We start from the raw sequence: 24,430 nt of genomic DNA, 5'->3' as shown, positions 1-24,430 counted from the left end.
CATGTTCCGTACCGCCTGCGCGCCGCGCCCGCCTGATGCGGCCGATTGTCGCAGGCAGGTCCTGTCCGGAGCGCATACGATGTGCGGACATGACCGGTACCGACGCCCCCTTTCTCCGCACCCTGTGCAGCCTGCGCTGGCTGGCCGTGGCTGGCCAGGCCGCCACCATCCTGGTGGCCACCTGGGTGCTGGGCCTGGAGCTGCCGCAGTTGCCGCTCTGGGCTGGTGTTGCCGCGCTGACCCTGTTCAACCTGTACGCGCAGCTGCGTGTGCAGGAGCCGGACACCGCACCGGTCACTGCCTTCGGCCATATCCTGGTGGATGTCACCGTGCTGACCTGGATGGTGGGCTGGAGCGGCGGCATCGCCAATCCCTTCGGCTCGCTGTTCCTGATCCTGATCGCACTGGCCGCGCTCGCCCTGCCCCTGCGCTGGACCCTGGCCGTCGCCGCAGCCTGCCTGATCGGCTATGCGGTGAGCGGGGTGTTCGGCCTGCCGCTGCCGAGCGGCTATTTCACCGGCGCGCAGATGCAGCAGTGGGGGGTGGTCTGCAACTTCCTGCTGTCGGCCACGGTGGTGCTGGTGTTCGCAACCCGGCTGGCGATCGCCCTGCGCCAGCGCGAACACGAGCTGGCGATGCTGCGCGAGCGCTTCGTGCGCAACGAGGGCATCGTGGCGCTGGCGACCCACGCCGCTTCGGTGGCGCATGAACTCAATACCCCGCTGGCGACCATGACCCTGCTTGCCGACGATATCGCCGACCAGACCGAGAGCAGCGAGGTCCGCGATGACGTGGAAACCCTGCGCGAGCTGCTGGTGCAGTGCCGGGAGCGCGTGCTCGCCCTCGCCCGCCCGGCTGCGGGCGATGCCCCGGGCCGCGATGCGGTGACCTTGCCGCAGGTGCTGGAACAGTGGCGGCTGGTGCGCCCGACCATCGCACTGCATCGCAATGAAGATGCCCCGCTGACCCTGCCGCTGGACCCGGGTATCGGGCACCTGCTGATGGTGCTGCTCAACAATGCCGCCGACGCCGGCGAGAAAGCCGACCGCCCGCAGGTGGATCTGTCGCTGCGCATCGAAGGCGACGACCTGATCGGCGAAGTCCGCGATTACGGCCACGGCTTCGACGCGCGCCAGGCGGTCCTGCCCGGCACCTTGTTCAACAGCGGCAAGACCGACGGCATGGGCGTCGGCCTGGCACTGTCCCACGCCACCATCGAACGCCTGGACGGCGAGCTGTGGATGCGCCCGGCCAACGGTGCCGGCACGCGCGTCGGCTTCCGCCTGCCCTTGTCCCCACGGGAGACTTCCGCATGACCACCTTCACTCCGGCCCCCGGCCTGGCCAGTCACGGCCTGCTGGTCGATGACGACGAACTGTACCTGCGCACGCTGCAGCGCAGCCTGGCCCGCAAAGGGCTGGAAACCGTCACCGCCAGCGATACCGCCTCGGCCCTGTTGCTGGCCCGGCAGCAGCCGCCGGCCTACGCGTTGATCGACCTCAAGCTCGGCACCGAATCCGGGTTGGCGCTGATCCAACCGCTGCGCGCCCTGCGCGAAGACATGCGGATCCTGCTGGTGACCGGCTACGCCAGCATCGCCACGGCGGTGGAAGCCATCAAACTCGGTGCCGACGATTACCTGCCCAAGCCGGCCACGGTGCCGATGATCCTGCGCGCACTCGGCGAGGAAGACGATGGTCCGGCCGACGATGGCGACATGGAACCGCCGGATGCGATGACCCCGATCAGCCGGCTGCAGTGGGAACACATCCAGCAGGCGATGCATGAAACCGGCGGCAATGTGTCCGCCGCTGCGCGGCTGCTCGGCATGCACCGGCGCTCGCTGCAGCGCAAGCTGGCCAAGCGGCCGAGCCCGGAGCGCGATCCGAGCCGCTGAGGCCTCGCTCGCACCCTGCGGCATGACACAGAAACGGCGACCCGAAGGTCGCCGTTTTCGTTTGCCACAGGTGCGTGACCGCGGTTACCAGAACACCGTGTACAGCGCGATCAGAATCGCGATCACTGCGGCACCACCGATGTTGAAACTCATCGGCGTGGCGTAGCGCACGTCATCGGTGCGGATCAGATCCTGCCCGGTACGCGCCGGCTTCCACAACGAGATCAGCACGGCCAGCGCCAGCGCCAGCAGGAACACCAGGCCGACGCGGTCGATGAAGGGCAGCGATGGCCACGCCAGTTTCAACACGATCGACAAGGCGAACGAGCCGCTGGCCGCGGCCAGCGCACCGGCTTCGCTGGCCTTCTTCCAGAACAGGCCGAGCAGGAAGATCACGGTGATGCCCGGGGTGAAGAAGCCGGTGAACTCCTGGATGTACTGGAAGCCCTGGTCGAAGCTGCCCAGCAAAGGACGTGCCGTGGCAATCGCCACCAGTACCGAGACCGTCGCTGCGATGCGCCCCACGCGCACCAGCGTGGTCTGGCTGCTCTGCGGGCGCGCCTTGGCGTAGAAATCCAGGGTGAAGATGGTCGCCACCGAGTTGATCTTGGAGGCCAGCGACGCCACGATGGCCGCCACCAGCGCGGCGAACACCAGGCCGAGAATACCGCTGGGCAACAGGCTCATCATGGCCGGGTAGGCCCGGTCCGGCTTGCCCAGATCCGGCGCCAGCACCACCGCCGCGATACCCGGCACCACGACCACCAGCGGCACCAGCAGTTTCAGGAAGGCCGCGAACAGCACGCCCTTCTGCGCTTCGCCGATGTCCTTGGCCGCCAGGGCGCGCTGGATGATGTACTGGTTGAAGCCCCAGTAACTCAGATTCATGATCCACAGCCCACCGATCAGCACGCTCAGGCCCGGCAGGTCTTTGTAGAACGGGTTGTCCGGGTGCAGGATCATCTGGAAGTGTTCCGGATGCTGATCCCACAGTTTCTGGAAGCCGCCGAGAATGCCAGCGTCGCCTCCCACCGCGTTGAGGGTGAGCGCGGTCACCAGCAGGCCACCGAGGATCAGCAGCGAGACCTGCACGATATCGGTGAGTGCAACCGCCTTCAGCCCGCCGTACAACTGGTAGAGCAGCGCGAACACGCCGATCAGCACCAGCGCCAGCATCTGGTCCATGCCGGTCACCTCGGTCACCGCGATCGAACCCAGCCACAGGATCGAGGTCAGGTTGACGAAGACGTACAGCCCCAGCCAGAACACCGCCATCAGCGTGCGGATGCGGTTGCCGTACCGCTGCTGCAGGAACTGCGGCATCGTGTAGATACCGTTGCGCAGGAAGATCGGCAGGAAGTACTTGCCAACGATCAGCAGCGTGAGCGCGGCCATCCATTCGTAGGACGCAATGGCCAGGCCGATCGCGTAGCCCGAGCCGGACATGCCGATGATCTGTTCGGCCGAGATGTTGGCCGCGATCAGCGAGGCACCGATGGCCCACCACGGCAGCGAGCGCCCGGCCAGGAAATAGTCTTCGGCACTCTTGCTGTGCCCGGCCTTCTCGCGCGAGACCCATTGCGCCAGGACGAAGATGCCGGCCAGGTACACCAGCACGATTGCCACATCCAGTGTTGCCAATCCCACGTCATGCTCCTTATGCAACGTTGCACCGCCCCGCCTGCCGGCAAACGCGGCGCGCGGTGGTGATCAGCCCCTGCCGCGGCGGCAGGGGCCCGTGTGGCTCATCGGGTCGCGCAGGCGACCACGGTCTTGGCGTCGTTGCCGGTGCCCAGCGCGATACGCGACACCGACAGGTCCAGCGCATTGGACGACTCCAGCACCGGCAGGCGCTCGATCTTCGACAGATCCGCACCCGCCGCCGCGAAGCACTTCAACGGCACGCCGATCGTCTGCCATTCGCCCTCGGCGATGCCGCCCAGCGTGGGGGCGAGATCGACCCTGCCCTCGCAGCCCTGGCCGCAGCCGATCGCCAGCCCCACCGGCCCGGCAATCGCGCCGGTGCGGCGCACGGTCAGCAGCAGCTGCACATCGCCATTGCTCTCGCGGGTCAGGTCCAGCGGGCGCGTGGACAGCAACGCCATGTTCGCCTTGCCACTGCCCGACCACTGCAGGCGACGCGCGTCTTCCTGCGCCTTGTGATCGACCGCGGACACTTTCAGGCTGGCATCGCTGAGCACGGCCGGGAATGTCACCGCCGGCAGCTCCGACTGCTTGACCCCGCTCAGGCGCATCGCCAGCCCAGCGGTCGGCTTGCCCTTGTTGAAGTACACACCGGCATCGCCCTGCTCACCGGTGATGCCCGAGACCTCCGGCAACGCGGCGAGGTTGCCGTTGTCGGCATAGTGCAGGCCGAAGCCGAAGGCGAACTGCGGGTCGTAGTCTTTCTGGCCGACATTGTTCTGGTACTGCACGGCGGTGCGCGGCCAGGAGAAGCTGAGCGTGCCCTTGAAGTCGTGCTGCACACTGCCGTCTGGCTTGCGCAGCAGCACATCAGCGATGCCGGCCCCTTCCGAGCCCGGCAGCCAGGCGGCCACGAACGCGTCGGACGCATTGATCTCGCGGTTCACCCACAGGGGGCGGCCGCTGAGGAACACCGTGACGACCTTGATGCCCTCGCTCTTGAGCCGTTTGATCAGCTGCAGATCGCTGTCATCGCCGGGCTTGTAGGCCAGCGTGGCGATGTCGCCCTGGAACTCGGCATACGGGTTCTCGCCGATCACCACCACCGCCACATCCGGCTTGGTGCGGTACTTGCCGTCGATCGACAGCTCGGCGCTGCCACCGGCGGCGGTGACCTGCTGCTTGACCCCGTCCCAGATGCTGTCCGCATTCGGGTAGTCCGCACGCTTGGTGCCGGTGCCCTGCCAGTTGAGGGTCCAGCCACCGGACTGCTTGCCCAGATCATCCGCACCGTCACCGGCGACCAGCACGCGCTGCTTGGGCGCCAGCGGCAGGACGCCGTCCTGGTTCTTCAGCAGCACCAGCGATTCGCGTACGGCCTGGCGCGCGATCGCACGATGTTCGGGCGCGCCGAGCAGCTCGAATTTGCCACCGAGTGGGCGCGTGGACGGCTTGCCGGCCTCGAACAGACCCAGGCGCAGCTTGACCCGCAGGATGCGGCGCACCGCTTCATCCAAGCGCTCCATGCTGATCACACCGGACTTCACCGCTGCGACATTGCTTTCGTAGATACCCTTCCAGCTGTCGGGCGCCATCAGCATGTCCACGCCGGCATTGAACGAGGCCGGGCAGTTGTCGTTGGTGCAACCGGCCACTTTGCCGTGGCCGTTCCAGTCGCCGACTACAAAGCCGCCGAAGTGCATGCGCCCCTTCAGGACATCGGTGAGCATCGGCTTGTGGCCGTGCATGGACACACCGTTGAAGCTGTTGAACGAGGCCATCACGGTCTGCGCACCGGCCTGGATCGCAGGCGGGTAACCAGCCGCGTGCACATCACGCATGACCGCTTCGCTGACCTGGGTGTCGCCCTGGTCCTTGCCGTGCGTGGTGCCGCCGTCGCCGGCGTAATGCTTGACCGAGGCGATCACGTGGTGGCCGTCGAGGAAGCCCGGCTGGCCAGGCACACCCTGCAGGCCTTCCACCACCTTGCCGGAGAAGCTGGCCACCACCTCCGGTGATTCGGAATAGCCCTCATACGTGCGACCCCAGCGATCGTCCTGCGGCACGGCCACGGTGGGCGCGAAGGTCCACTCCATGCCGGTGGTGCGCGTTTCCACGGCGGTGACCTGGCCGATCTGGCGCATCAGCTCGGGATTGCGGGTCGCGCCCAGGCCGATGTTGTGCGGGAACAGCGTGGCGCCGACGATGTTGCTCTGGCCGTGTACCGCATCGATACCGAAGATGATCGGGATGCCGGGGCCGCCGCTGGCCGGATCCATCGAGGCCGCGTAGTAGGCATCGGCCAGCGCGAGCCACGCCGAGGGCGGCGCATCGTACTTGCCGCCCGGATCGGAATTGCCACCGGCCAGCACCGAGCCGATGTGGTATCGGCGCACGTCATCGGGGGTCATGCTGGCGATATCGCCCTGCACGGTCTGCCCGACTTTCTGCTCCACGCTCATGCCCGCCATCAGCGCATCGATGCGCTTCTCCAGCGCCGGGTCGTCGGCCAGCGGCCAGGTCAGTTCAGGCCAGTCCTGCGGGTGGATCGCGTTGGCATCGGCTTTGTCGGCCGGCGCCGGTGCCTGCGCGGTCGTGGCAGGTGTAGTGCCGCCGCAGCCGGCCAGCAGCAACACCGTGGCCGAGGTGGCCAGCGCAAGGGCGTGGCGGATCGACCGCCGGTTGGAACGAAGCGAAAGCAACGGCATGTACCCTCCCAGGTATTGCACAGGCAGCAGACGGATGGCACGACTCCCCGCGCCATGACGGCCTACCTTTGGCGTTGCGCGCCACGCTGTCAATCGATCGCGCGGCATATGCCGTCGGCGCAGGCTGGTATGGGATTGGGCTATAGCCAAACCGATGCCCCGCCCTGCAATCACGGTGGTTTACGGCATACCTGGGCCGCGCGCCAGGGTAATCCGTGTTGCGTTGCAGTATCCCGTGCCGCGCGTACTGCGCAGAACGCGATGCGGCCCTGACCCCACAACGCAGAACCGCCGGACAGGCCGGCGGTTCGTGATGGCACAGCATGCGCCGATGCTCAGCCCTCGAGTCGGCCCAGCAGCTCCAGCGTCACCGGATCGGTGATGGCATGGGCCTGGCCCTGCAACGCGGGCAGCAACTGGCTGGCCAGCTGCTTGCCCAGCTCCACGCCGAACTGGTCGAAGGCGTTGATGTTCCAGATCAGCGATTGCACGTACACGGCATGTTCGTACATGGCGATCAGCGCACCGAGCGACTGCGGAGTCAGCGCGTCGAGCAGGATCAGGGTGCTGGGACGGCCACCGGGATACTCGCGATGGGGATCCTCGCTGCCCTGGCCATTGGCCAGCGCCTCGGTCTGCGCCAGCAGGTTGGCCATCAGCGCCTGGTGGTTGACCACGTAGGGATCATCGTTGTGCACGCAGCCGATGAAATCGGCCGGAATCACGCTGGTGCCCTGGTGCAGCGCCTGGAAGAAACTGTGCTGCACATCGGTGCCCGCCCCGCCCCACCACACCGGCACGGTGTCGCTGGCGACCGGACTGCCATCGAGCTGCACGCGCTTGCCCAGGCTTTCCATCACCAGCTGCTGCAGGTAGGCCGGCAGCAGCGCCAGGCGCTGGTCATAGGTCATCACTGCATGCGTGGCATGGCCGAGCAGGTTGCGGTTCCAGATATCGGTCAGTGCATGCAGTACCGGCAGGTTCTGCGCCAGCGGTGCGGTCAGCGCGTGTTCGTCCATCTGCGCGGCGCCCTCGAGCAGCTGCTCGAAACGCGTGAAGCCGATCGCCAGCGCGATCGGGAAACCGACCGCCGACCACAGCGAGTAGCGCCCGCCCACCCAGTCCCACATCGGCAGCACGCGGCCGGCGGCGATCGAGAAGGCCTTGGCCGCACGCTCCGGGTTGGCGCTGACTGCATACAGACGCTCGCTGCCACCCAGCCAGTCGTGCAGGATCTGCCCGTTGAGCAGGGTCTCCTGGGTGCCGAAGGTCTTGGAGATCAGGATGCCGGCCGTGGTGGCCGGGTCCAGCGTGGCGAGCGTGCGCTGCATCGCAGCGCCGTCCACGTTGGACACGAAATGCACGCGGAAGCGCGCCCCGGTGACCGGACGCAGCGCATCGGCCACCAGACGCGGCCCCAGGTCCGAGCCGCCGATGCCGACGCTGACGATATCGGTGATATGGGTGGCTTCCAGCGCGGCGATCAGCTCGCCCATCTGCTGGCGCACCTGCGCGGCAGTGGCGAAGGCCTCACCGGCCACCGGCGCGCCGCTGGCGTCACCGCGCAGCGCGGTGTGCAGCGCCGCACGGCCTTCGGTCACGTTGACCGTTTCGCCACGGAACAGACGCTGGAAACCACCGGCGACATCGCGCTCGGCAGCCAGTTCCAGCAGTGCGTCCAAGGCCGCGCGGTCGTACTTCTGCCGCGCGAAATTTACATACAACGGACCGACCCGCAGCCCCAGTGATTGTGCGCGGCCCGGTTCGGCGGCGATCAACGAGGGGATGCTCGCGCCACGCAGGCGCTGGGCATGGGAATGAAGCGGGTCGAATCCGTTGTGCTGTGTCATGCGGCCTGGGTCGGGATCGTGTCGTTGGTGTGGGAGATCTGGTTCTTGCCGTCCACATATACCAACTTCGGCTTGAAGCTGTCAGCTTCTTCTTCGCTCATGCTGGCGAAGGCGGCGATGATGATGATGTCGCCCACCTGCACGTGACGCGCGGCGCCACCGTTGAGCGACACCACGCCGCTGCCGGCTTCGGCGCGGATGGCATAGGTCGAGAAGCGCGCACCGTTGGTGACGTCCCAGATGTGCACCTGTTCGAACTCACGGATGCCGGTCGCAGCCAGCAGGTTGTCATCGATGGCGATGGAACCTTCGTAGTTCAGCTCGGAATGCGTCACGGTGGCGCGGTGGATCTTGGTCTTCAGCAGGGACAGATGCATGGCAACGGGACAACGGTAAAGGAAAGGGAAATTCTAGCACCCGGGGGGCGGGCGGCAGGGGGTGGCCCCGCAAGGCCGGTCCCGCGCTGCCATCCGTTCAGGCACCCGGATCAGCCCCGGCAGGCCCGGCAGGCCCGGCCGCCGGAGCCTCCTTCTCGCGCTGCCAGAACTCCACCAGGATGGTCATCCCGGCCCAGACCAGCAGGGTCGGTCGGATTTTGTCCGGGACGATGTCCGGATCGTGGAAGAGCACCCCCACCAGCTCGGGGAAAGTCGCCGATACCAGCACCGCGTATGCGGCATACGCCGCCCTGTGCCGGCTGGAGGAAATGTAGAGGATGGAGATGACCGCACCGGCCACCATCGTCAGGACCACGGCGAAACGCAGGTCGTTGAGCTGTTCGGCCCCGGTCAGTGCGAGGCCGAGCACGGCACCGAAGAACATGTTCAGGCCGTTCATGTTGGCGCGGTACTCGCGGTCGGTCATCCGGCCGAGCCCGACCATGGCCGCCCAGCGCCGTTTCTTTCCCGCCATGTGCCCTTCCCCTGTGTGGACGCGCTTGACGCCAGCCCATTCGTTGGCCGGCGGCCCCGATCGCATCGTCGTCGCGCGCGCTGCGCACTGTCAATCCAGCCCGCGCCGCACGGCTGACCGCACCGGGGAAGCCGCCTGCGGAAACGCGCAGGGCCACCCGAAGGTGGCCCTGCGTGGGTACCGCGAGGGCGGCCTCAGAACTCCAGGTTGTCGATCAACCGGGTGTTGCCGATCCGCGCGGCGATCAGCGCCACGCGGGTGCCGTCGTTGGCATCGGCCGGCTCGGACAGGTCCGGCAGGCGGACCACGGCGTAGTCCACCTGGAAGCCGGCAGACTGCAGCGCGGCGGCCGCTTCGGCCTCGATCAGGGTGCGGGTCTTGCCGGCGATGAAGCCTTCGCGCATGCCCAGCAGCACCTGGTGGATGGTGGTCGAGACGCTGCGCTGCTCGGCGTTGAGGTACTGGTTGCGCGAACTCATCGCCAGGCCATCGTCTTCGCGCACGATGTCGCCGCCGACGATCTGGATCGGGAAGGCCAGGTCTTCCACCATCTGGCGGATCACCGCCAGCTGCTGGAAGTCCTTCTTGCCGAAGGCCGCCACGTCCGGCTGGACCTGGTTGAACAGGCGCGAGACCACGGTGCAGACGCCATCGAAATGACCCGGTCGGTGTGCGCCTTCCAGCAGCCCGCTGATGCCCGGCACGTTGACGCTGGCCGCCAGCTCTACGCCGAACGGGTACATCGATTCAACGGTGGGCAGCCACAGCACATCGCAGCCGGCCTGCTCCAACCCGGTGGTGTCGGCTTCGGGCGTGCGCGGGTAACGGGTGAAATCTTCGTTCGGGCCGAACTGGGTCGGATTGACGAAGACGCTGGAGACCACGCGGTCGGCATACTGCCGCGCCAGCGTGACCAGCGAGTAGTGCCCGGCGTGCAGGTTGCCCATGGTCGGGACCAGCGCAACGCGCAGCCCCTCCCGCTTCCAGCCGTTGACCACAGTGCGCAGGCGGGACAGTTCGGTGACGGTATCGATCATGAGGCGTAGGCGTGTTCTGCGTCGGGGAAGGAGCCGTCGCGCACGGCGTCGGCGTAGGCACGGACCGCACCGGCAACCGACCCACCTTCGGCAAGGAAATCCTTGACGAACTTGGGACGGCGATGGCCGCTGTCCAGACCGAGGAAATCATGCAGCACCAGCACCTGGCCATCGCACTGCGGGCCGGCGCCGATACCGATGGTGGGCACGCTCACTTCTGCGGTGACCTGCCCGGCAACGGGCGTCGGCACGCATTCCAGGACGATCAGGCTGGCACCGGCGGCCACCACGGCCTTGGCGTCATCGCGCAGCTGCTGGGCGGCATCGCCACGGCCCTGCACGCGATAACCGCCCAGGCGAAGCACCGACTGCGGGGTCAGGCCCAGGTGCGAGCAGACCGGAATCTCGCGCTCGAACAGATAACGGATGATGTCCAGCTTGAAGCCGGCACCTTCGATCTTGACCATCTCCGCACCGGCCTGCAGCAGACGCAGCGAGGCATCCAGCGCGCGCTCGGGGGTGGCATCGGCGCCGAACGGCAGATCGGCCACCAGCAGCGCGCGCTCCAGCACGCGGGCCACGGCGCGGGTGTGATAGACCATGTCGTCGGTGGTCACCGGCAGGGTCGAATCGTGCCCCTGCACCACCATGCCCAGCGAGTCGCCAATCAGGATCAGGTCCACGCCGTTGGCATCGAAGCTGCGGGCAAAACCGGCATCGTAGGCGGTCAACATCACCAGCTTCTGCCCCGTGCGCTTGGCCTCCGCCAAGGCGGGGACGGTCCAGGGCTTGCTGTCTGCGTGGGTACTCATGAGCTGATAACCGGTGGCGATAAGCCCCCCATTATCCTCCTATTGGGGAGATCCCGCAGGGGTCGACCCGCATCACAGCATCCCGCACACGGCCATGGCCCGGAATCGTGGCGTCCGGCGCGATCTCGGCCAGCGGCAGCAACGCGAACGCGCGTGCGTGCAGATACGGGTGCGGCACCTGCAGTTGCGGCAGGTCAATGACGTCTTCGCCATACAGCAGCACGTCCAGGTCCAGTGCACGCGGGCCCCAATGCACGGCCGGATCGCGTACGCGGCCGAAGCGGCGCTCGATCTCCAGCAAGGCGTCCAACAGCACCGGCCCCGGCAGCGCGGTATCCAGCACGGCGGCGGCGTTGACGAACGCCGGCTGGTCTTCGTTACCCCAGGCCGGCGTGCGGTAGAGCTGCGAGCGGGCCCGCAGCGTGGTCTGCGGCAGGGCCGCCAGCGCCTGGAACGCCTCACGCAGGGTCTGCGCGGCGTCCCCCAGATTGGCGCCCAATCCAATACAGGCCAGGGTCACGGCTTACTCGCCTGCCACTCCACCGGGACGACGGCGGCGGCGGCGACGCTTGCGCGGTGCACCGTCTTCGCCCTCACCGTCGGCCTGGGCGGCATCCAGCGCCGAATCCAGCTCCGTGCCGGACTGCAGCTGGGCCTCGCGCCAGAACGCCACGTCGGCTTCATGTTCGCTGGAGGCGACCTGGCGCAGGACCAGGAAGTCGTAGGCGGCGCGGAAGCGAGGATGGGTCAGGGTCCGGATCACGCGCTTGCGCTGGCGCGAGCTGAAGCGGCCCTGCAGCAGCCAGATTTCCTGCATCGGCAGCGAGAAGCGGCGCGGCAGGGCGATCGTGCTCAACTGGTGCAGGGTCACGCGGTCCGCGGCGCGGCGCTGCGCTTCTTCCAGTGCCACGCCCTGCTTCTGCAGGCTGGCAAGGGCGCGGCAGAAGGCCGGCCACAGCAGCAGCGCGAACAGGAACGACGGCGACACCGGCTCATCATTGGCCACGCGCAGATCGGTGTTGTGCAGGCCTTCGATGACCATGCGGCGCAGCGCGCCACTGCGGTTGCTGCGCAGGGCCGCGGCGCTCTCGGGGAACATGACGTCGAGCAGGCCATACCGCTCGAGGCCCTCGAAGCTGGCCACGCCGTGCCCGGACAGGAACAGCTTGAGCACTTCCTCGAACAGGCGCGCCGGGGCAGCCTCGGCCAGCAGATTGGCCAGGCGCGGCAGCGGTTCGGCGGTCGCCTCTTCGATCTGGAAGCCCAGCTTGGCCGCCAGGCGCACCGCGCGCAGCATGCGCACCGGGTCTTCGCGGTAGCGCTGCTCGGGTTCACCGATCAGCTTCATCAGGCGCGCCTGCACATCCTCGAAGCCGCCGGTGTAATCGCGGACAGAGAAATCCTCGATCGCGTAGTACAGGGCATTGCAGGTGAAGTCGCGGCGGATCGCGTCGTCTTCGATGCTGCCGTACACGTTGTCGCGCACGAGCATGCCGTTTTCCATCTCACGGTCGCCGCTGCCATCGTCGATGTTGGCGCGGAAGGTGGCGACCTCGATGATCTCGCGGCCGAACACCACGTGCGCCAGGCGGAAGCGGCGGCCGATCAGCCGGCAGTTGCGGAACAACTGCTTGACCTGCTCGGGCGTCGCGTCGGTGGCGACGTCGAAATCCTTGGGGTGCCCGTTCACCAGCAGATCGCGGACGGCGCCGCCGACCAGGTAACCGGCAAACCCGGAATCACGCAGCCGGTACAGAACGCGCAGGGCGTTGGGGCTGATGTCCTTGCGGGAGATGTTGTGCTGATCGCGCGGGATCACGCGCAGGCTGAACGGTGATGTAGCAGAGGAATTGATGTTGGCGCTTCCGGTTGAGTTTTCGGGATTGCCCAATGGCATCTAGGTCCATATACTAGCGCGCTGCGCAGTTCGCGACAAAGTCTGCTCCCTTCGTCTAGAGGTTAGGACGTGGCCCTCTCAAGGCTAAAACAGGGGTTCGAGTCCCCTAGGGAGCACCAGTCGCGGTGCAGAAAGCCAAAAACCCCGCTACGGCGGGGTTTTTGCGTTCAGGGCCCAGGCGTGCGGCGCCTGCCCTGCCAGGCCCGGACCGGGGAGCACAGCTCCCCGACCCGGCCCCTGCCCTGCGTGGAGGGCCGTCGGAAGCGGCTCAGCCCTCCATCTGCTCCAGTTCCTTGCCCTTGGTCTCCTTGACGAAGCGCAGCACGAAGAACACCGAGATCACCGCTGCCACCGTATAGATGCCATAGGCACCGGCCAGGCCGATGCTGCCCAGCAGGATCGGGAAGGACACGGTGATGGCGAAGTTGGAGGTCCACTGCGCCGCGCCGGCCACCGCCAGCCCCGAGCCGCGGATCTGGTTGGGGAACATCTCGCCCAGCATCACCCACATCACCGGGCCCCAGGACATGTTGAAGAAGATCACGTAGACGTTGGCCGCCACCAGCGCCAGCACGCCCATGTTGTCGGTGAGCTGGAGCTTGCCCGCGGTATCCAGCGAGCCACTGGCAAAGGCGATGGTGACTAGGGCCAGCGAGATCGCCATACCGACTGAGCCGACCCACAACAGCGGCTTGCGGCCGATGCGGTCGATCAGCACCACCGTGATCAGGCACGCACCGATGCTCAGCGCGCCGGACAGCACGTTGATCAGCAGCGCGTCGTTCTCCGAGAAGCCGACCGCCTGCCACAGCACCGCGCCGTAGTAGAAGACGACGTTGATGCCGACCAGCTGCTGGAACACCGCCAGGCCGATGCCGATCCAGACGATCGGGCGGAGCTTGCCGGTGGTCTTGCTGATCAGGTCCGAGAACGTCGGGCGGTGCTGGTCCTGGGACAGCGAGCCTTCGATCTCGGTGATCTTGGCCTGCGCCTCGGCCGGGCCGTACAGACGGGTCAATACCGCCAGGGCCTGGTCACGGCGCCCTTTGACCACCAGGAAGCGCGGGCTCTCCGGAATCACCAGCAGCAGGCAGAGGAACAGCAGCGAGGGAATGGCCTGCATCCAGAACATCCAGCGCCATGCCGCCTGCCCCAGCCACAGCTCCTGGGTGGAGGCACCGGCCGCCTTGGCCAGCAGATAGTTACTGAGGAAGGCGCAGAACAGGCCACTGATGATCGCGATCTGCTGCACCGTCGCCAGCCGGCCGCGGTAGCGGGCCGAGGCCACCTCGGCGATGTAGGCCGGCGACATCACGCTGGCCGCACCGACCGCGAAGCCACCGATCACCCGGGCGATGATGAACACCGTGGAGCTGTGTGCCGCCCCGGCCCCCAGGGCGGAGAACAGGAACATCACCGCGGCGATGATCAGCACGCCGCGACGGCCGAGCCGGTCGCCGAGGCGGCCGGCGAAGAACGCACCGATCGCACAGCCGAGCAGCATCGAGGCGACCTCGAAGCCGATCCCGGCCGAACTGGACTGGAAGGTGTCCTTCAGGCCGTCGACGGTGCCGTTGATCACGCCGCTGTCGAAGCCGAACAGGAAGCCACCGATGGTGGCCACACAGCTGATCAGGACGATGAAGCCGGTGTTCTCGCCGCTGCCGGCGCGGGTACTGCTGAGCGAAGCACTGGACATGGGAACCCCTGGGTTGAAGGGAAGCTGCGGATCAGCGCAGCAGGTACTGGTTGATCAGGTTCTCATACCTTTCCTGGCGGCCGCTGCGCTGCTGCGGCTCGCCCTGGGCAAGGGCCAGGCTGCGAAGTGCATCCAGGCTGCTGCGGCCGGCGGCGAACTCGGCACCGGCGCCACTGCTGAAGCTGGCATAGCGGTCCTGGCGCCAGCCTTCCAGCGGCGAGGACTCGATCAGGGCATGGGCGACTTCCAGGCCGCGCGCAAACGCGTCCATGCCACCGATATGGGCCTCGAACAGGTCTTCCGGCGCGGAGGACTCGCGGCGCACCTTGGCATCGAAGTTGAACCCGCCCGGGGCCAGACCGCCCTGCCGCAATACGACCAGCATCGCGCCGACCGTGTCATACAGATCCGTCGGGAACTGATCGGTGTCCCAGCCGTTCTGCGGGTTGCCGCGGTTGGCATCGATGCTGCCGAGCAGGCCGGCGTCGGACGCCACCTGCAGGTCATGGGCAAAGGTGTGCCCGGACAGCGTGGCGTGGTTGGCTTCGATGTTGAGCTTGAAGTCCTTGTCCAGGCCGTGCTCGCGCAGGAAGCCGACCACGGTGGCACTGTCGAAATCGTACTGGTGGTTCATCGGCTCCATCGGCTTGGGCTCGATCAGGAAGTTGCCCTTGAAGCCGATGCTGCGCCCATGATCGCGGGCCAGCGTGAGGAAGCGCGCCATGTTGTCCTTCTCGCGCTTCATGTCGGTGTTGTACAGGCAGGCATAACCCTCGCGACCGCCCCAGAACACGTAGTTTTCGCCGCCCAGGGCCACGGTGGCCTCCAGCGCGGCCTTGACCTGCACCGCGGCGCGGGCGACCACGGCGAAGTCCGGGTTGGTCGACGCACCGTTCATGTAGCGCGGGTGCGAGAACAGGTTGGCGGTACCCCACAGCAGCTTGACCCCGGTGGCCTTCTGGCGCTCGCCGGCGATGCCGACCATGTGCTGCAGATTGGCCTCGTACTCGGCGATGTCGTCGGCGTCCGGCGCCAGATCGATGTCATGGAAGCAGTAGTACGGCACGCCCAGCTTGGTGATGAACTCGAACGCGGCATCGGCCTTGGCCTCGGCACGCGCCAGCGGCGTGTTGCCGGCATCCCACGGATACACCCGGGTGCCCGGGCCGAACGGATCGTGGCCGGTCGCGCAGAAGCTGTGCCAGTACGCCACCGCGAAGCGCAGATGCTCGGCCATGGTCTTGCCACCCACGCGCTTGTCCGCGTCATACACCTTGTAGGCCAGCGGGTTGTCCGAGTCGCGCCCCTCGAACGGGATGCGGCCGATGCCGGGGAAGTATTCCTTTGCGCCGATGTAAACGGAGGTGCTCATTGCTCGGATCCTTGCGGTGGTGACGGGGCGGTGCGCAGCAGCGGACCGACCTCGGAAAGATGGTGGAGGAAACGCCGGTACTGTTCTGCGTAGCGCGGCACAGTGCGGGGATCGGGTGTGGCCGACAGCGCGTCATCGAAGCGCACGTGCGCATCGACCGTCGCCACCAGGTCCGGTTCGCCGCCCTGCCCGCGCTGCGCGGCCCACAGCGCCTGCAGGGCGGCGCCGAACGCCGCGCCTTCGGCCTGGGTGGGCACCTTGACCGGCAGCTCGAAGACGTCGGCGATCAATTGCCGCCACGCGGCACTGTTGCTGCCGCCGCCGGTAAGCAGCACGGTGTCGAACGACAGGCCGGCACGGGTGAAGGCGTCATAGCCATTGCGCAGGCTGTACGTGGCGCCTTCCATCGCGGCCCGATAGAAGTGCGCGGGGGTGGTGTTGTGCAGGTCCATGCCATGCAGGCAGGCACGCGCGTCGGGCAGGTCCGGGGTCCGTTCGCCGTTGAAGTACGGCAGCATCACCAGGCCGCCCGCGCCTGGCTCGGTCTGCGCCATCAGCGCCTCGCCACAGCCGCGCGGGATGTTGAACAGTGCGGCCATGCGCTCGGTGGCGACGGTGCAGTTCATCGTGCAGATCAGCGGCAGCCAGCCGCCACTGGACGAGCAGAACGCGGCCCAGCGGCCATCGTCGTCCACCACCGGGTGATCGGCATACGCGAACAGCGTGCCGGACGTCCCCAGGCTCATGGTCAACCGCCCCGAGGCCACGTTGCCGGTGCCCAGCGCGGCCATCATGTTGTCGCCGCCGCCGGTGGAGACCTGCACGTCGGCCGGCAGGTCCAGCAGCGCGGCGATCCGCGGTGCCAGGGTAAAGGTGGATTCGAGCGGCACCAGCGGCGGCAGCAGCGCGGCCAGATCGCGTTGCGGGTCGATCGCATGCAGCAGTTCGCGCGACCAGCAGCGGTTGCGCACGTCCAGCCAGCCGGTGCCGGAGGCATCGCCGTACTCGGCATAGCGCTGCCCGGTCAGCCAGAAGTTGATGTAGTCGTGCGGCAGCAGGATGCCGTCCAGTTCTGCATACGCCTGTGCGCGATGGCGGCGCGTCCACGGCAGTTTGGAGGCGGTGTAGCCGGCAAGGATGGGATTGCCGGCCAGTGCGATGCAGGCGGCAGCGCCCCCCACCGCGGCCATGATCGGCGCACAGTCGGCGGCGGTGCTGGTATCGCACCACAGTTTCACCGGTGCGATCACCTCCCCGCGCGCGTTGATCGGCACGAAACCGTGCTGCTGGCCGGAGACGCCGATCGCACGGATGCGGCCGCGCAGCGCCGGGCCCAGTTCGGCGAAGCAGGCGACGATGCCATCGATCCACCACTGCGCCTCCTGCTCCCGGGTGCCATCGTCGTGGCTGACCAACTGCATCGGCCGGGCGATCGTGGCCACTACCTCGCCGAGCGACGGATCATAGGCCAGCAGCTTGACGCTTTGCGTCCCGACATCCAGCCCTACGTACAGACTCATTGCTTCACCAGTTGATTGCCGCGCAGGCCGATGCGCTGCTGACCACCGGCGCGAAGCGCCACGGTCAGCGTGCTCTCGCCATGCACGAGTTGATAGGTGCCCCCGCGCTCACTGCGCAGCAGGGCCGAGTGCAGCTGGCCATCGCGCCATTGCAGATCCACGCCGGCGGCATTGCGTACGCGCAGGCCGCGTACCTCGCCGTCAGGCCAGGCCGATGGCAACGCCGGCAACAGGAAGATCGACCCGCCCCAGCTCTGCAGCAGCATCTCGGTGATGCCGGCGGTGCCGCCGAAGTTGCCATCGATCTGGAACGGCGGATGCGCGTCGAACAGGTTCGGATACGTGCGCTCGGGCGAGAGCAGCATCTTCAGGATCTGCAGCGCATGCTCGCCATCGCCCAGCCGTGCCCACAGGTTCAGGCGCCAGCCGATACCCCAGCCGGTGGCGTCATCACCGCGGATCTGCAGCGAACGTTTGGCGGCCGCCGCCAGTGCGGGAGTATCGCGGAGGTTGATCTGGCTGGAGGGGTGCAGCGCATACAGATGCGAGACGTGCCGGTGGTGCATTTCCGGCGCCTCCATGTCCCAGTCCTGCTGCCATTCCTGCAACTGCCCGGCCTTGCCGATCCGGTCCGGTGGCAGTTGCGCACGCAGCGTCTTCAGCTGCGCGGCGAGCGCGGTATCTACGCCGAGCGCCGCGCTGATCTGGATGCACTGCGCGAACAGATCGCGCAGCAGCTGCGAGTCCATCGCCGGCCCGGCGCACACCGCCGCACCGAACGGATGCTGGTTCTCCGGCGAGATCGAGGGGTTGGTGACCATCGCGCCGGTGGTCGGGTCGCGCTGCAGGGTGGCCACGAAAAACTCGGCCGCGCCCTTGAACAGCGGATGGATGCGGCGCAGATAGGCCCGATCGCGGCCATAGTCCCAGCGGTCCCACAGCTGCTGCAGCAGCCAGACACCGCCCATCGGCCACAGGCTCCACTGCGCGCCGTCGATCGGCCCGGCCTGGCGCCAGAGGTCGGTGTTGTTGTGCACCACCCAACCCGGCGCATCGTAGATCCGCCGTGCGGTGACCGCGCCGGTACGGGCCAGATCGAACAGCATGTCTTCCAGCGGCTGCACGCATTCGTGCAGCGCATTGGCCTCGCTGGGCCAGTAGTTCATCTCGGTGTTGATGTTGATCGTGTACTTGCTCTCCCACGGCGGGGCCATGAGGTCGTTCCACACGCCCTGCAGGTTGGCCGGCTGCGAGCCGGGCCGCGAACTGCAGATCAACAGGTAGCGCCCGTACTGGTGATACAGGGCCGCCAGCGCCGGATCGTTGCCGCTGGCGAACGCCTGCACGCGTTGATCGGTGGGCAGCTGCGCGGCCGGCGTGCTGCCCAGATCGATCGACACACGACGGAACAGCGCCTGGTGCGCGCCCAGATGGCGCGCCAGCAGCGCCGGATAATCGTGGGCACCGGCCTGCAGCTGGTACGCCGCGGTAAGCACCTGCGGATCACCACTGACATCATCGAAGCGGCGGAAACTGGTGGCGGCCGTCAACACCAGCACCATCTCATCGGCACCTTCCACATGCAGGCGATCACGCGCCACCCGCAGCGTGCCGCCGCGCAGACGCGGCTGCACCCGCAGCGCGAAGCGGAGCTTGCCTTCGATACCGGCAAAGCCCGCGTTGCGCCCTTGGAACAACAGCCCTGCCTCATCCACCTGCACGTCGCCTGCCTGCGGGCTGTCCACGCCCAGCCGCAGCGAAATCCGCCCCGGCAGGTCGGCACTGAGCCGCACCACGATGCACTGGTCCGGTTCGGACACGAACACCTCGCGGCGGTGCCAGGCGCCGCCGCTGCGGAATTGCGTGGTCGCCACCGCCGTGTCCAGATCCAACGACCGGCGATACCCGTCGATGTGATCGGCACGGTCGAAATCCAGCAGCAGATCAGCCAGCGGCTGGTACGGCATCTGCTTGGCCGGCCGCGACAGCAGCTTGGCGTCGGCCAGTGCTTCGGCCTCGGCGTAGCGTCCGGCGAAGATCAGCGCGCGCACCTGTGGCAGCGCCGCCAGCGCGTCCGGGCTGGTCGCATCGTAAGGACCACCGGCATAAAGCGTGTCTTCGTTGAGGCCGATCCGCTCATGCGCGACCCCGCCCCAGACCATCGCGCCCAACCGGCCGTTGCCGGTCGGCAGGGCCTGTACCCACTCGGTGGCCGGCGCACGGTACCAGAGCTGCAGGGCGTCCCCCGGCGCCGCGGCGGCGTCGCTCCGCCCTGCAGCCGCTGGCACCGCACCGGCCTGCGACGACCACCCGGTGGCGGACAGGGTCAGCCCCGCCCCAAGTGCCTTGAACAGCCCGCGACGGCTCAGCTCCACGGCATTGCCCTGCGCTGCATTGGCCTGCCTGTACTGCCTGCTGCCACGTCAACGCCCTCCAAGGCGAAATGTCCACCGGTAGTCATCTTCATCCTAGGCGATCAGCGCGCGGCTGCCATCTTGCGCTGCGGCACGACCACCGCCTTACCGTCGTAGCGCACGGTCTGGTCGATGGCCGGGGCCAGCGCACCGGCATCGGCACGCGGTCCTTCCACGAAGCGGACCTGGATCGTGCGCTGCGCCTGCATGCCTTTCCACTGGCCTTCGCGCTTGCCGATGCGCAGTTCACGCGTGGCCTCGTTCCACTGCAGCGGGATGCGGCTGAACTGCCCCTTCTCATAGCCATAGCTGCGGCCGTCGTCTTCGTACAGCGAGAACGCACCGTCCGCGCCGGTGTAGACCACCACGGTCAGCGGCGCATCTGGCTGTTCATCCACGTACTGCTGGACCGGCCCGGTCGGAAGGATCGCGCCGGCACGCACGTACAGCGGGATGCGTTCCAGTGGCGCGGCGGCATCGATGGTCTGGCCGCCCTGCAGGCGCTGGCCGGTGTAGTAATCCAGCCAGGTGGTACCGGCCGGCAGGTAGACCTTGCGCGTGGTGGCGCCAAAGGTGGTGACCGGGGCGACCAGCAGCGAGGGCCCGAACAGGTACTGGTCGTTGATGTCACGGACCGCCGGATCGGACGGGAAATCCATCGGCAAGCCACGCATGATGCTGCCGTCGTGGTGCCAGGTGTCGGCGGCCAGGGTGTAGATGTAGGGCAGCAGCGTGTAACGCAGGCGGCTGTAGTACACCATGCTGTCGTAGTACGGCGTGCCTTCCGGGGCGATGTTCCAGATCTCGCGGAACGGGTACTGCCCGTGCGAGCGGAACAGCGGTACGAACGCACCGAACTGGAACCAGCGGGTGTTGAGTTCACGCCACTCCGGCAGGTGCGCCGGATCTTCTTCCGAATAGCGCTTCTCGGTGGAGAAGCCGCCGATGTCGAAGGTCCAGTTCGGCAGACCGGACATGGCCGTGTTCACACCGGCCGAGATCTGCTCGAGCATGTCATCCCACCGCGACACGATGTCGCCGCTCCACACCGCCACCGCATTACGCTGCGTGCCGGCATAGCCTTTGCGTGAGAGGATGAAGACACGCTGGCCATCGGCCGCGCGATCCCCCTCGTACACCCCCTGGGTGTGCGGCAGCGGATACGAATTGAAGAACTCGGTGGACGGCCCCAGTGCGGTCGGCGTGGTACGTGCCTTGCGCTCGCCGATATCCAGGTTGGAGTGCACGTCCGGCTCGTCGGCGTCCATCCACCAGGCATCGAAGCCCTTGCTGTTCAACTTCTCATTGATCTGGCGCCAATAGATCTGCTGCGCTTTTGCCGCGTAGGGATCGTAGAACGAGTTCTTGTAGCCCTTGCCGATCCAGTCCAGCTCGCCGACCTCGACGTTGCGCTGGTACATGAAGCCGGCCGCGTCCAGTTCCTTGTAGTTGGCCGTGGTCGGGTAGAACTTCGGCCACACCGAAATCATGACCTGCGCGTGCTGGTCATGGATGTGCTTGACCATGCCATCCGGATCGGGGAAGTGGGTGGGATCGAAGTCATGCGAGCCCCACGCATCTTCGGGCCAGTACGACCAGTCCAGCACGATGTTGTCGATCGGCAGCTTGCGGCGGCGGTACTCGTCCAGCACGCCGAGCAGCTCATCCTGGCTCTTGTAGCGCTCGCGGCTCTGCCAGAAACCGTAGGCCCACTTGGGCAGCATCACCGCCTTGCCGGTCAGTTCGCGATAGCCGGCGATCACCTGATCGGCATTGCCGCCGGCGACCACGTAGTAGTCCACCATCTGCCCAGCTTCGGACCACAGCGAGAGATCGGCGGCTTCGGCCTGCGGCAGCGGATCACGGTGCAGCAGCGCGATGTAGCTGGGGTCGATCAGGTCCCACTCGACCTTGATCTGGTGGCGGGTGCCGGGCGTCAGCTCCAGCGCGAATTCGTGATGCCACGGGTTCCAGTTCTGGCGCCAGCGGTCGATCACCAGCTTGCCGTCCACGTACAGCTTGATGTATTCGCTGCCGTACAGGGAGAAGGTATGGCGACCGGCGGTCTTCGCTTCGATCGCGCCTTCCCAGACCACCTGCGAGCGCCCACCCTCAGCGCCGTTTTTGCCCTTGGCCGGGAACGCGGTGAGATCCTTGATGTACTGGTAGTTCACCTCCGGCTCGCGGCGCTCGACGCGGGTCTTGCCATCGACGATGTAGCGGGCGGTCAACGCGCCGGCCTTGCCCTTGGCATCGAACACCTGCAGCGAGGCCTGCAGCGGCTGCAGCCCACGCGGGTCGCCCAGGCGGGTGATCGCGTTGTTGTCCCAGAGCAGACCGTAATTGCGGCTGGAGACAATGAACGGCACCGCCATGTCGATGTTGCCCTGGAGCAGCTCGACGTCGCGGCCCTTCTGATTCATCCATCCCTGCTGATGCTGCCCGAACCCGTAGATCGCCTCATCGCTGGGCGACTCGAAGCGCTGGCGCACGCTGTAGTACGCCTTGCCCTCCACGGTGAGCGGGCTGAAGCTGCGGCCACCGGCGCGCTCGGCCAGCAGCGGCTTGCCTTGCGCGTCACGGAAGCTCACGTGTCCATCGGCTTCGGAAACATCGGCGCTGATCCCGGCCGCGACCAGGCGCACGCTGCCACCGCCCTGCTCCACCGTGAAGCGCGGTTTGCCCTGCACGGGGACGCGCATCAGGCTCGGCGTGCGCGTGAAGTCGCCGTCGGGGTCGGCGCTGACCCGCACGATGTTGTCGTCCACCAGCTCCAGCCGGACCTGGGCCGCGCCGGCCTGGGCCGGCACCACCACCACACCGTTGTCCAGCACGCGGTGGCTCTGGGCCATCGCCGGTGACGCCAGCAATGCCAGCAGCGGCACGCTCAGTACGCTCATGTAACGCATTCAGTGCTCCCTTCTCATTCGTTGCGCGGGTGCGGACACCCCCGGTTCAATACGTCGCCAGCGTGACCTTGAGCAGCTGCGGCGCAGTGGTGAAGTTCAAGCCGTAGTCGGTCTGGTCGCCGTTCCAGTTGCGCTGGAACTGCCACTGGCCGTCCTTGTAGAACCCCTCTTCGACACGATCGAGCACCATGTTCGCGGTGGCCTCGCCGGCCGGGTGCAGGGTGACCCGTGCGTGCTGGGCGGTGATCAGGAATTCGTCCGGGCCGAGTTCGGCGATCAGCGCACTGCCGATCGGCTCGGGATTGCCCGGCGGCTGGCCCTGGAACCAGAACTGCGGCACGCCATAGGTGACCGTGGCCCGCCAGCGCGCGTTGAGCGGCACGTCCTGCACGGCCTGGCCGGCTTCTTCGGCCACGCCGTGCAGCTTGCCTTCGGCCGAGGCCTTGGCAAACTGGCGCATGCCCAGGCTGACCAGCTGGAAACCGGTGGCGAACGGCGCCAGCGTTTCCGCGTCCACTTTTTTCGCGCCCAGCGGGTAGTTGCTGTAATGGCTGAAGTCGATACCGAACGTGGACCAGCCAATGCCGTCGTGCCCCAGCGTCGGGAACAGGTACCGCGCATACGGCGGTGCGTTGCCGGTTTCGGCGACGAACAGCGCGTTGTCCGGCCGCGCATAGCGCTCCAGCACCGTGGTGTACATGCGGTACTCGGGCATGTAGATGTCCGGCGCCAGGAAATCGATGTGCGGGCCCGCGGCCTTCCACACATCCAGCACGTTGTCGGTCGGGCCACCACTGGCGTACTGGCCCGGCTGCCCGGGATTGAACGGCCCGCGCAGCGCGCCGTTGACGTACATCGGCAGCGGGTACACCGCCTTGCCTGCTTCAGTGACCTGATCGATGAAGCGCCCGATCGACCAGGCGTGGAAGAACTCATCGGCATCGGCACCGAACACCTGTGCCCAGGTGCCGGGTGACTTGCCGAGTTTCTGCAGCAGTTCGGCCGGCACCGGCCCGTCGAACAGTTGCTGCGCCATCGGCGAGAAGTCGCGGACGCTGCCATAGGTGCCCGGTTCGTTCTCCGGCTGCACCATGATCACCGTGCGCTGGGGGTCAGCCGCTTTGAGGTGCTGCATGAAGGCAACGAAGGCCTTGCGATCCGCCTCCAGCGTGGCCGGGGCATGCGGCGACAGCGAGCCGATGCTGCGTCCGTCGCGGGTCACCACCCGCGGGAAGCGGGTGTTGTCAGTCTTCACCCAGCGCGGCGCGTAGGCCGGGCCATTGTTCTTCCAGGTGGCGAACCACAGCAGCACCAGCCGCACGTCATGCTCGCGCGCCTGCTGGAGCAGCGTATCGACGAAGGAAAAATCAAACGTGCCCTCCTCCGGCTCGATCTGCTCCCAGGCGATCGGCACCTGCACCGTGTTGGCACCGATGATCTTCACCGCCGGCCACACTGCCTCCAGCGCCGCCGCGTAGTTGCTGGAGTTGTTGACCTGCGCGCCCAGCACCAGGAACGGTTCACCATCCACCAGCAGCGCGTGCTTGCCGTCCTTGCTGATGAACTGCGGGATCGGCGCTTGCCTGGCGTCATCGTTCGTCGCCGGCTTGCCTGTCGCGGAAGGCTGTGCACCCGTGGCGCCATCGGCCGATGGCGGCGTCGGTGCCTGCTCACAGGCGGCAAGCAGACAGAGCAAGGCGGCCGGCAGCAGCAGGCGGCGGCGTGGGAACAGCGGAAGCGGGTAGGTAGTCGGAGACAT

Annotated in this window: 17 protein-coding genes and 1 tRNA gene; 3 read left to right on the top strand and 15 right to left on the bottom strand. The window is 67.2% G+C overall.

The genetic code is table 11. The annotated features are described in order from the left end of the window. The first annotated feature begins 89 nt into the window (after positions 1-89). Positions 90-1,316: an ATP-binding protein gene (locus tag ABE464_RS01060; RefSeq protein ID WP_346470364.1), complete on the top strand. Its 1,227-nt coding sequence runs from the start codon at positions 90-92 to the stop codon at positions 1,314-1,316. Then, entirely contained in the window at positions 1,313-1,897 is a 585-nt protein-coding gene (locus ABE464_RS01055; RefSeq protein ID WP_179459225.1) for a response regulator transcription factor, read from the top strand. The genes ABE464_RS01060 and ABE464_RS01055 overlap by 4 nt, the downstream gene beginning before the upstream one ends. Positions 1,898-1,981: 84 nt before the next feature. Here the strand turns inward: ABE464_RS01055 and ABE464_RS01050 are convergent, their stop codons facing one another. The 9 genes from ABE464_RS01050 to pcnB form a co-directional block, all read right to left on the bottom strand. Continuing rightward, positions 1,982-3,544 (bottom strand): sodium/sugar symporter, encoded by a 1,563-nt coding sequence (locus tag ABE464_RS01050; RefSeq protein WP_346470363.1) that lies wholly within the window; start codon positions 3,542-3,544, stop codon positions 1,982-1,984. Between the two features lie 98 nt (positions 3,545-3,642). Further along, the gene (locus ABE464_RS01045; RefSeq protein WP_346470362.1) at positions 3,643-6,249 is read right to left on the bottom strand and encodes an exo 1,3/1,4-beta-D-glucan glucohydrolase; all 2,607 of its coding nucleotides are present in this window, start codon (positions 6,247-6,249) and stop codon (positions 3,643-3,645) included. A 335-nt stretch (positions 6,250-6,584) separates the two neighbouring features. Next, the gene (pgi, locus tag ABE464_RS01040; protein ID WP_346470361.1) at positions 6,585-8,099 is read right to left on the bottom strand and encodes a glucose-6-phosphate isomerase; all 1,515 of its coding nucleotides are present in this window, start codon (positions 8,097-8,099) and stop codon (positions 6,585-6,587) included. Further along, positions 8,096-8,476, bottom strand: coding sequence for an aspartate 1-decarboxylase (panD, locus tag ABE464_RS01035; protein WP_019183273.1), 381 nt, complete (start codon positions 8,474-8,476; stop codon positions 8,096-8,098). The genes pgi and panD overlap by 4 nt, the downstream gene beginning before the upstream one ends. Positions 8,477-8,573: 97 nt before the next feature. Beyond that, the gene (locus tag ABE464_RS01030) at positions 8,574-9,011 is read right to left on the bottom strand and encodes a hypothetical protein (RefSeq protein ID WP_346470360.1); all 438 of its coding nucleotides are present in this window, start codon (positions 9,009-9,011) and stop codon (positions 8,574-8,576) included. Between the two features lie 194 nt (positions 9,012-9,205). Next, a complete protein-coding gene (gene panC / locus ABE464_RS01025) occupies positions 9,206-10,048 on the bottom strand; it encodes a pantoate--beta-alanine ligase (protein ID WP_346470359.1) in 843 nt (280 codons plus the stop codon). Beyond that, entirely contained in the window at positions 10,045-10,860 is an 816-nt protein-coding gene (panB, locus tag ABE464_RS01020) for a 3-methyl-2-oxobutanoate hydroxymethyltransferase (RefSeq protein ID WP_346470358.1), read from the bottom strand. Before panB ends, panC begins: the two co-directional genes overlap by 4 nt. A 31-nt stretch (positions 10,861-10,891) precedes the next feature. Next, the gene (folK, locus tag ABE464_RS01015) at positions 10,892-11,380 is read right to left on the bottom strand and encodes a 2-amino-4-hydroxy-6-hydroxymethyldihydropteridine diphosphokinase (protein WP_346470357.1); all 489 of its coding nucleotides are present in this window, start codon (positions 11,378-11,380) and stop codon (positions 10,892-10,894) included. 3 nt (positions 11,381-11,383) lie between these two features. Beyond that, positions 11,384-12,751, bottom strand: a complete 1,368-nt coding sequence (gene pcnB / locus ABE464_RS01010) for a polynucleotide adenylyltransferase PcnB (RefSeq protein WP_346470685.1) — start codon at positions 12,749-12,751, stop codon at positions 11,384-11,386. A 50-nt stretch (positions 12,752-12,801) separates the two neighbouring features. Between pcnB and ABE464_RS01005 the strand changes: the two genes are divergently transcribed. Continuing rightward, a tRNA-Glu gene (locus ABE464_RS01005) sits at positions 12,802-12,876 on the top strand. Between the two features lie 149 nt (positions 12,877-13,025). On the opposite strand, the gene ABE464_RS01000 is transcribed toward ABE464_RS01005, so the two are convergent. From ABE464_RS01000 to ABE464_RS00975, 6 genes are all read right to left on the bottom strand, one after another. Continuing rightward, the gene (locus tag ABE464_RS01000; protein ID WP_259260327.1) at positions 13,026-14,456 is read right to left on the bottom strand and encodes a sugar porter family MFS transporter; all 1,431 of its coding nucleotides are present in this window, start codon (positions 14,454-14,456) and stop codon (positions 13,026-13,028) included. 31 nt (positions 14,457-14,487) lie between these two features. After that, positions 14,488-15,828 (bottom strand): xylose isomerase, encoded by a 1,341-nt coding sequence (xylA, locus tag ABE464_RS00995; protein WP_346470356.1) that lies wholly within the window; start codon positions 15,826-15,828, stop codon positions 14,488-14,490. Beyond that, positions 15,825-17,348 (bottom strand): xylulokinase, encoded by a 1,524-nt coding sequence (gene xylB / locus ABE464_RS00990; RefSeq protein WP_346470355.1) that lies wholly within the window; start codon positions 17,346-17,348, stop codon positions 15,825-15,827. The genes xylA and xylB overlap by 4 nt, the downstream gene beginning before the upstream one ends. Then, positions 17,345-19,723: a glycoside hydrolase family 95 protein gene (locus ABE464_RS00985; protein ID WP_346470354.1), complete on the bottom strand. Its 2,379-nt coding sequence runs from the start codon at positions 19,721-19,723 to the stop codon at positions 17,345-17,347. The genes xylB and ABE464_RS00985 overlap by 4 nt, the downstream gene beginning before the upstream one ends. A 101-nt stretch (positions 19,724-19,824) precedes the next feature. After that, positions 19,825-22,671 carry a TIM-barrel domain-containing protein gene (locus ABE464_RS00980; protein ID WP_346470353.1) on the bottom strand — a complete coding sequence of 949 codons (2,847 nt, stop codon included), beginning with the start codon at positions 22,669-22,671 and terminating at the stop codon, positions 19,825-19,827. A gap of 46 nt (positions 22,672-22,717) precedes the next feature. Then, on the bottom strand, positions 22,718-24,430 hold the full coding sequence (locus ABE464_RS00975; protein ID WP_346470352.1) for a DUF5597 domain-containing protein: 1,713 nt from the start codon (positions 24,428-24,430) through the stop codon (positions 22,718-22,720).

Source organism: Stenotrophomonas sp. TWI587 (assembly GCF_039674145.1).
Taxonomy (GTDB): domain Bacteria; phylum Pseudomonadota; class Gammaproteobacteria; order Xanthomonadales; family Xanthomonadaceae; genus Stenotrophomonas; species Stenotrophomonas maltophilia_AY.
The sequence above is the reverse complement of the archived record's forward strand: the minus strand, read 5'-3'. Positions and strand labels throughout refer to the sequence as shown.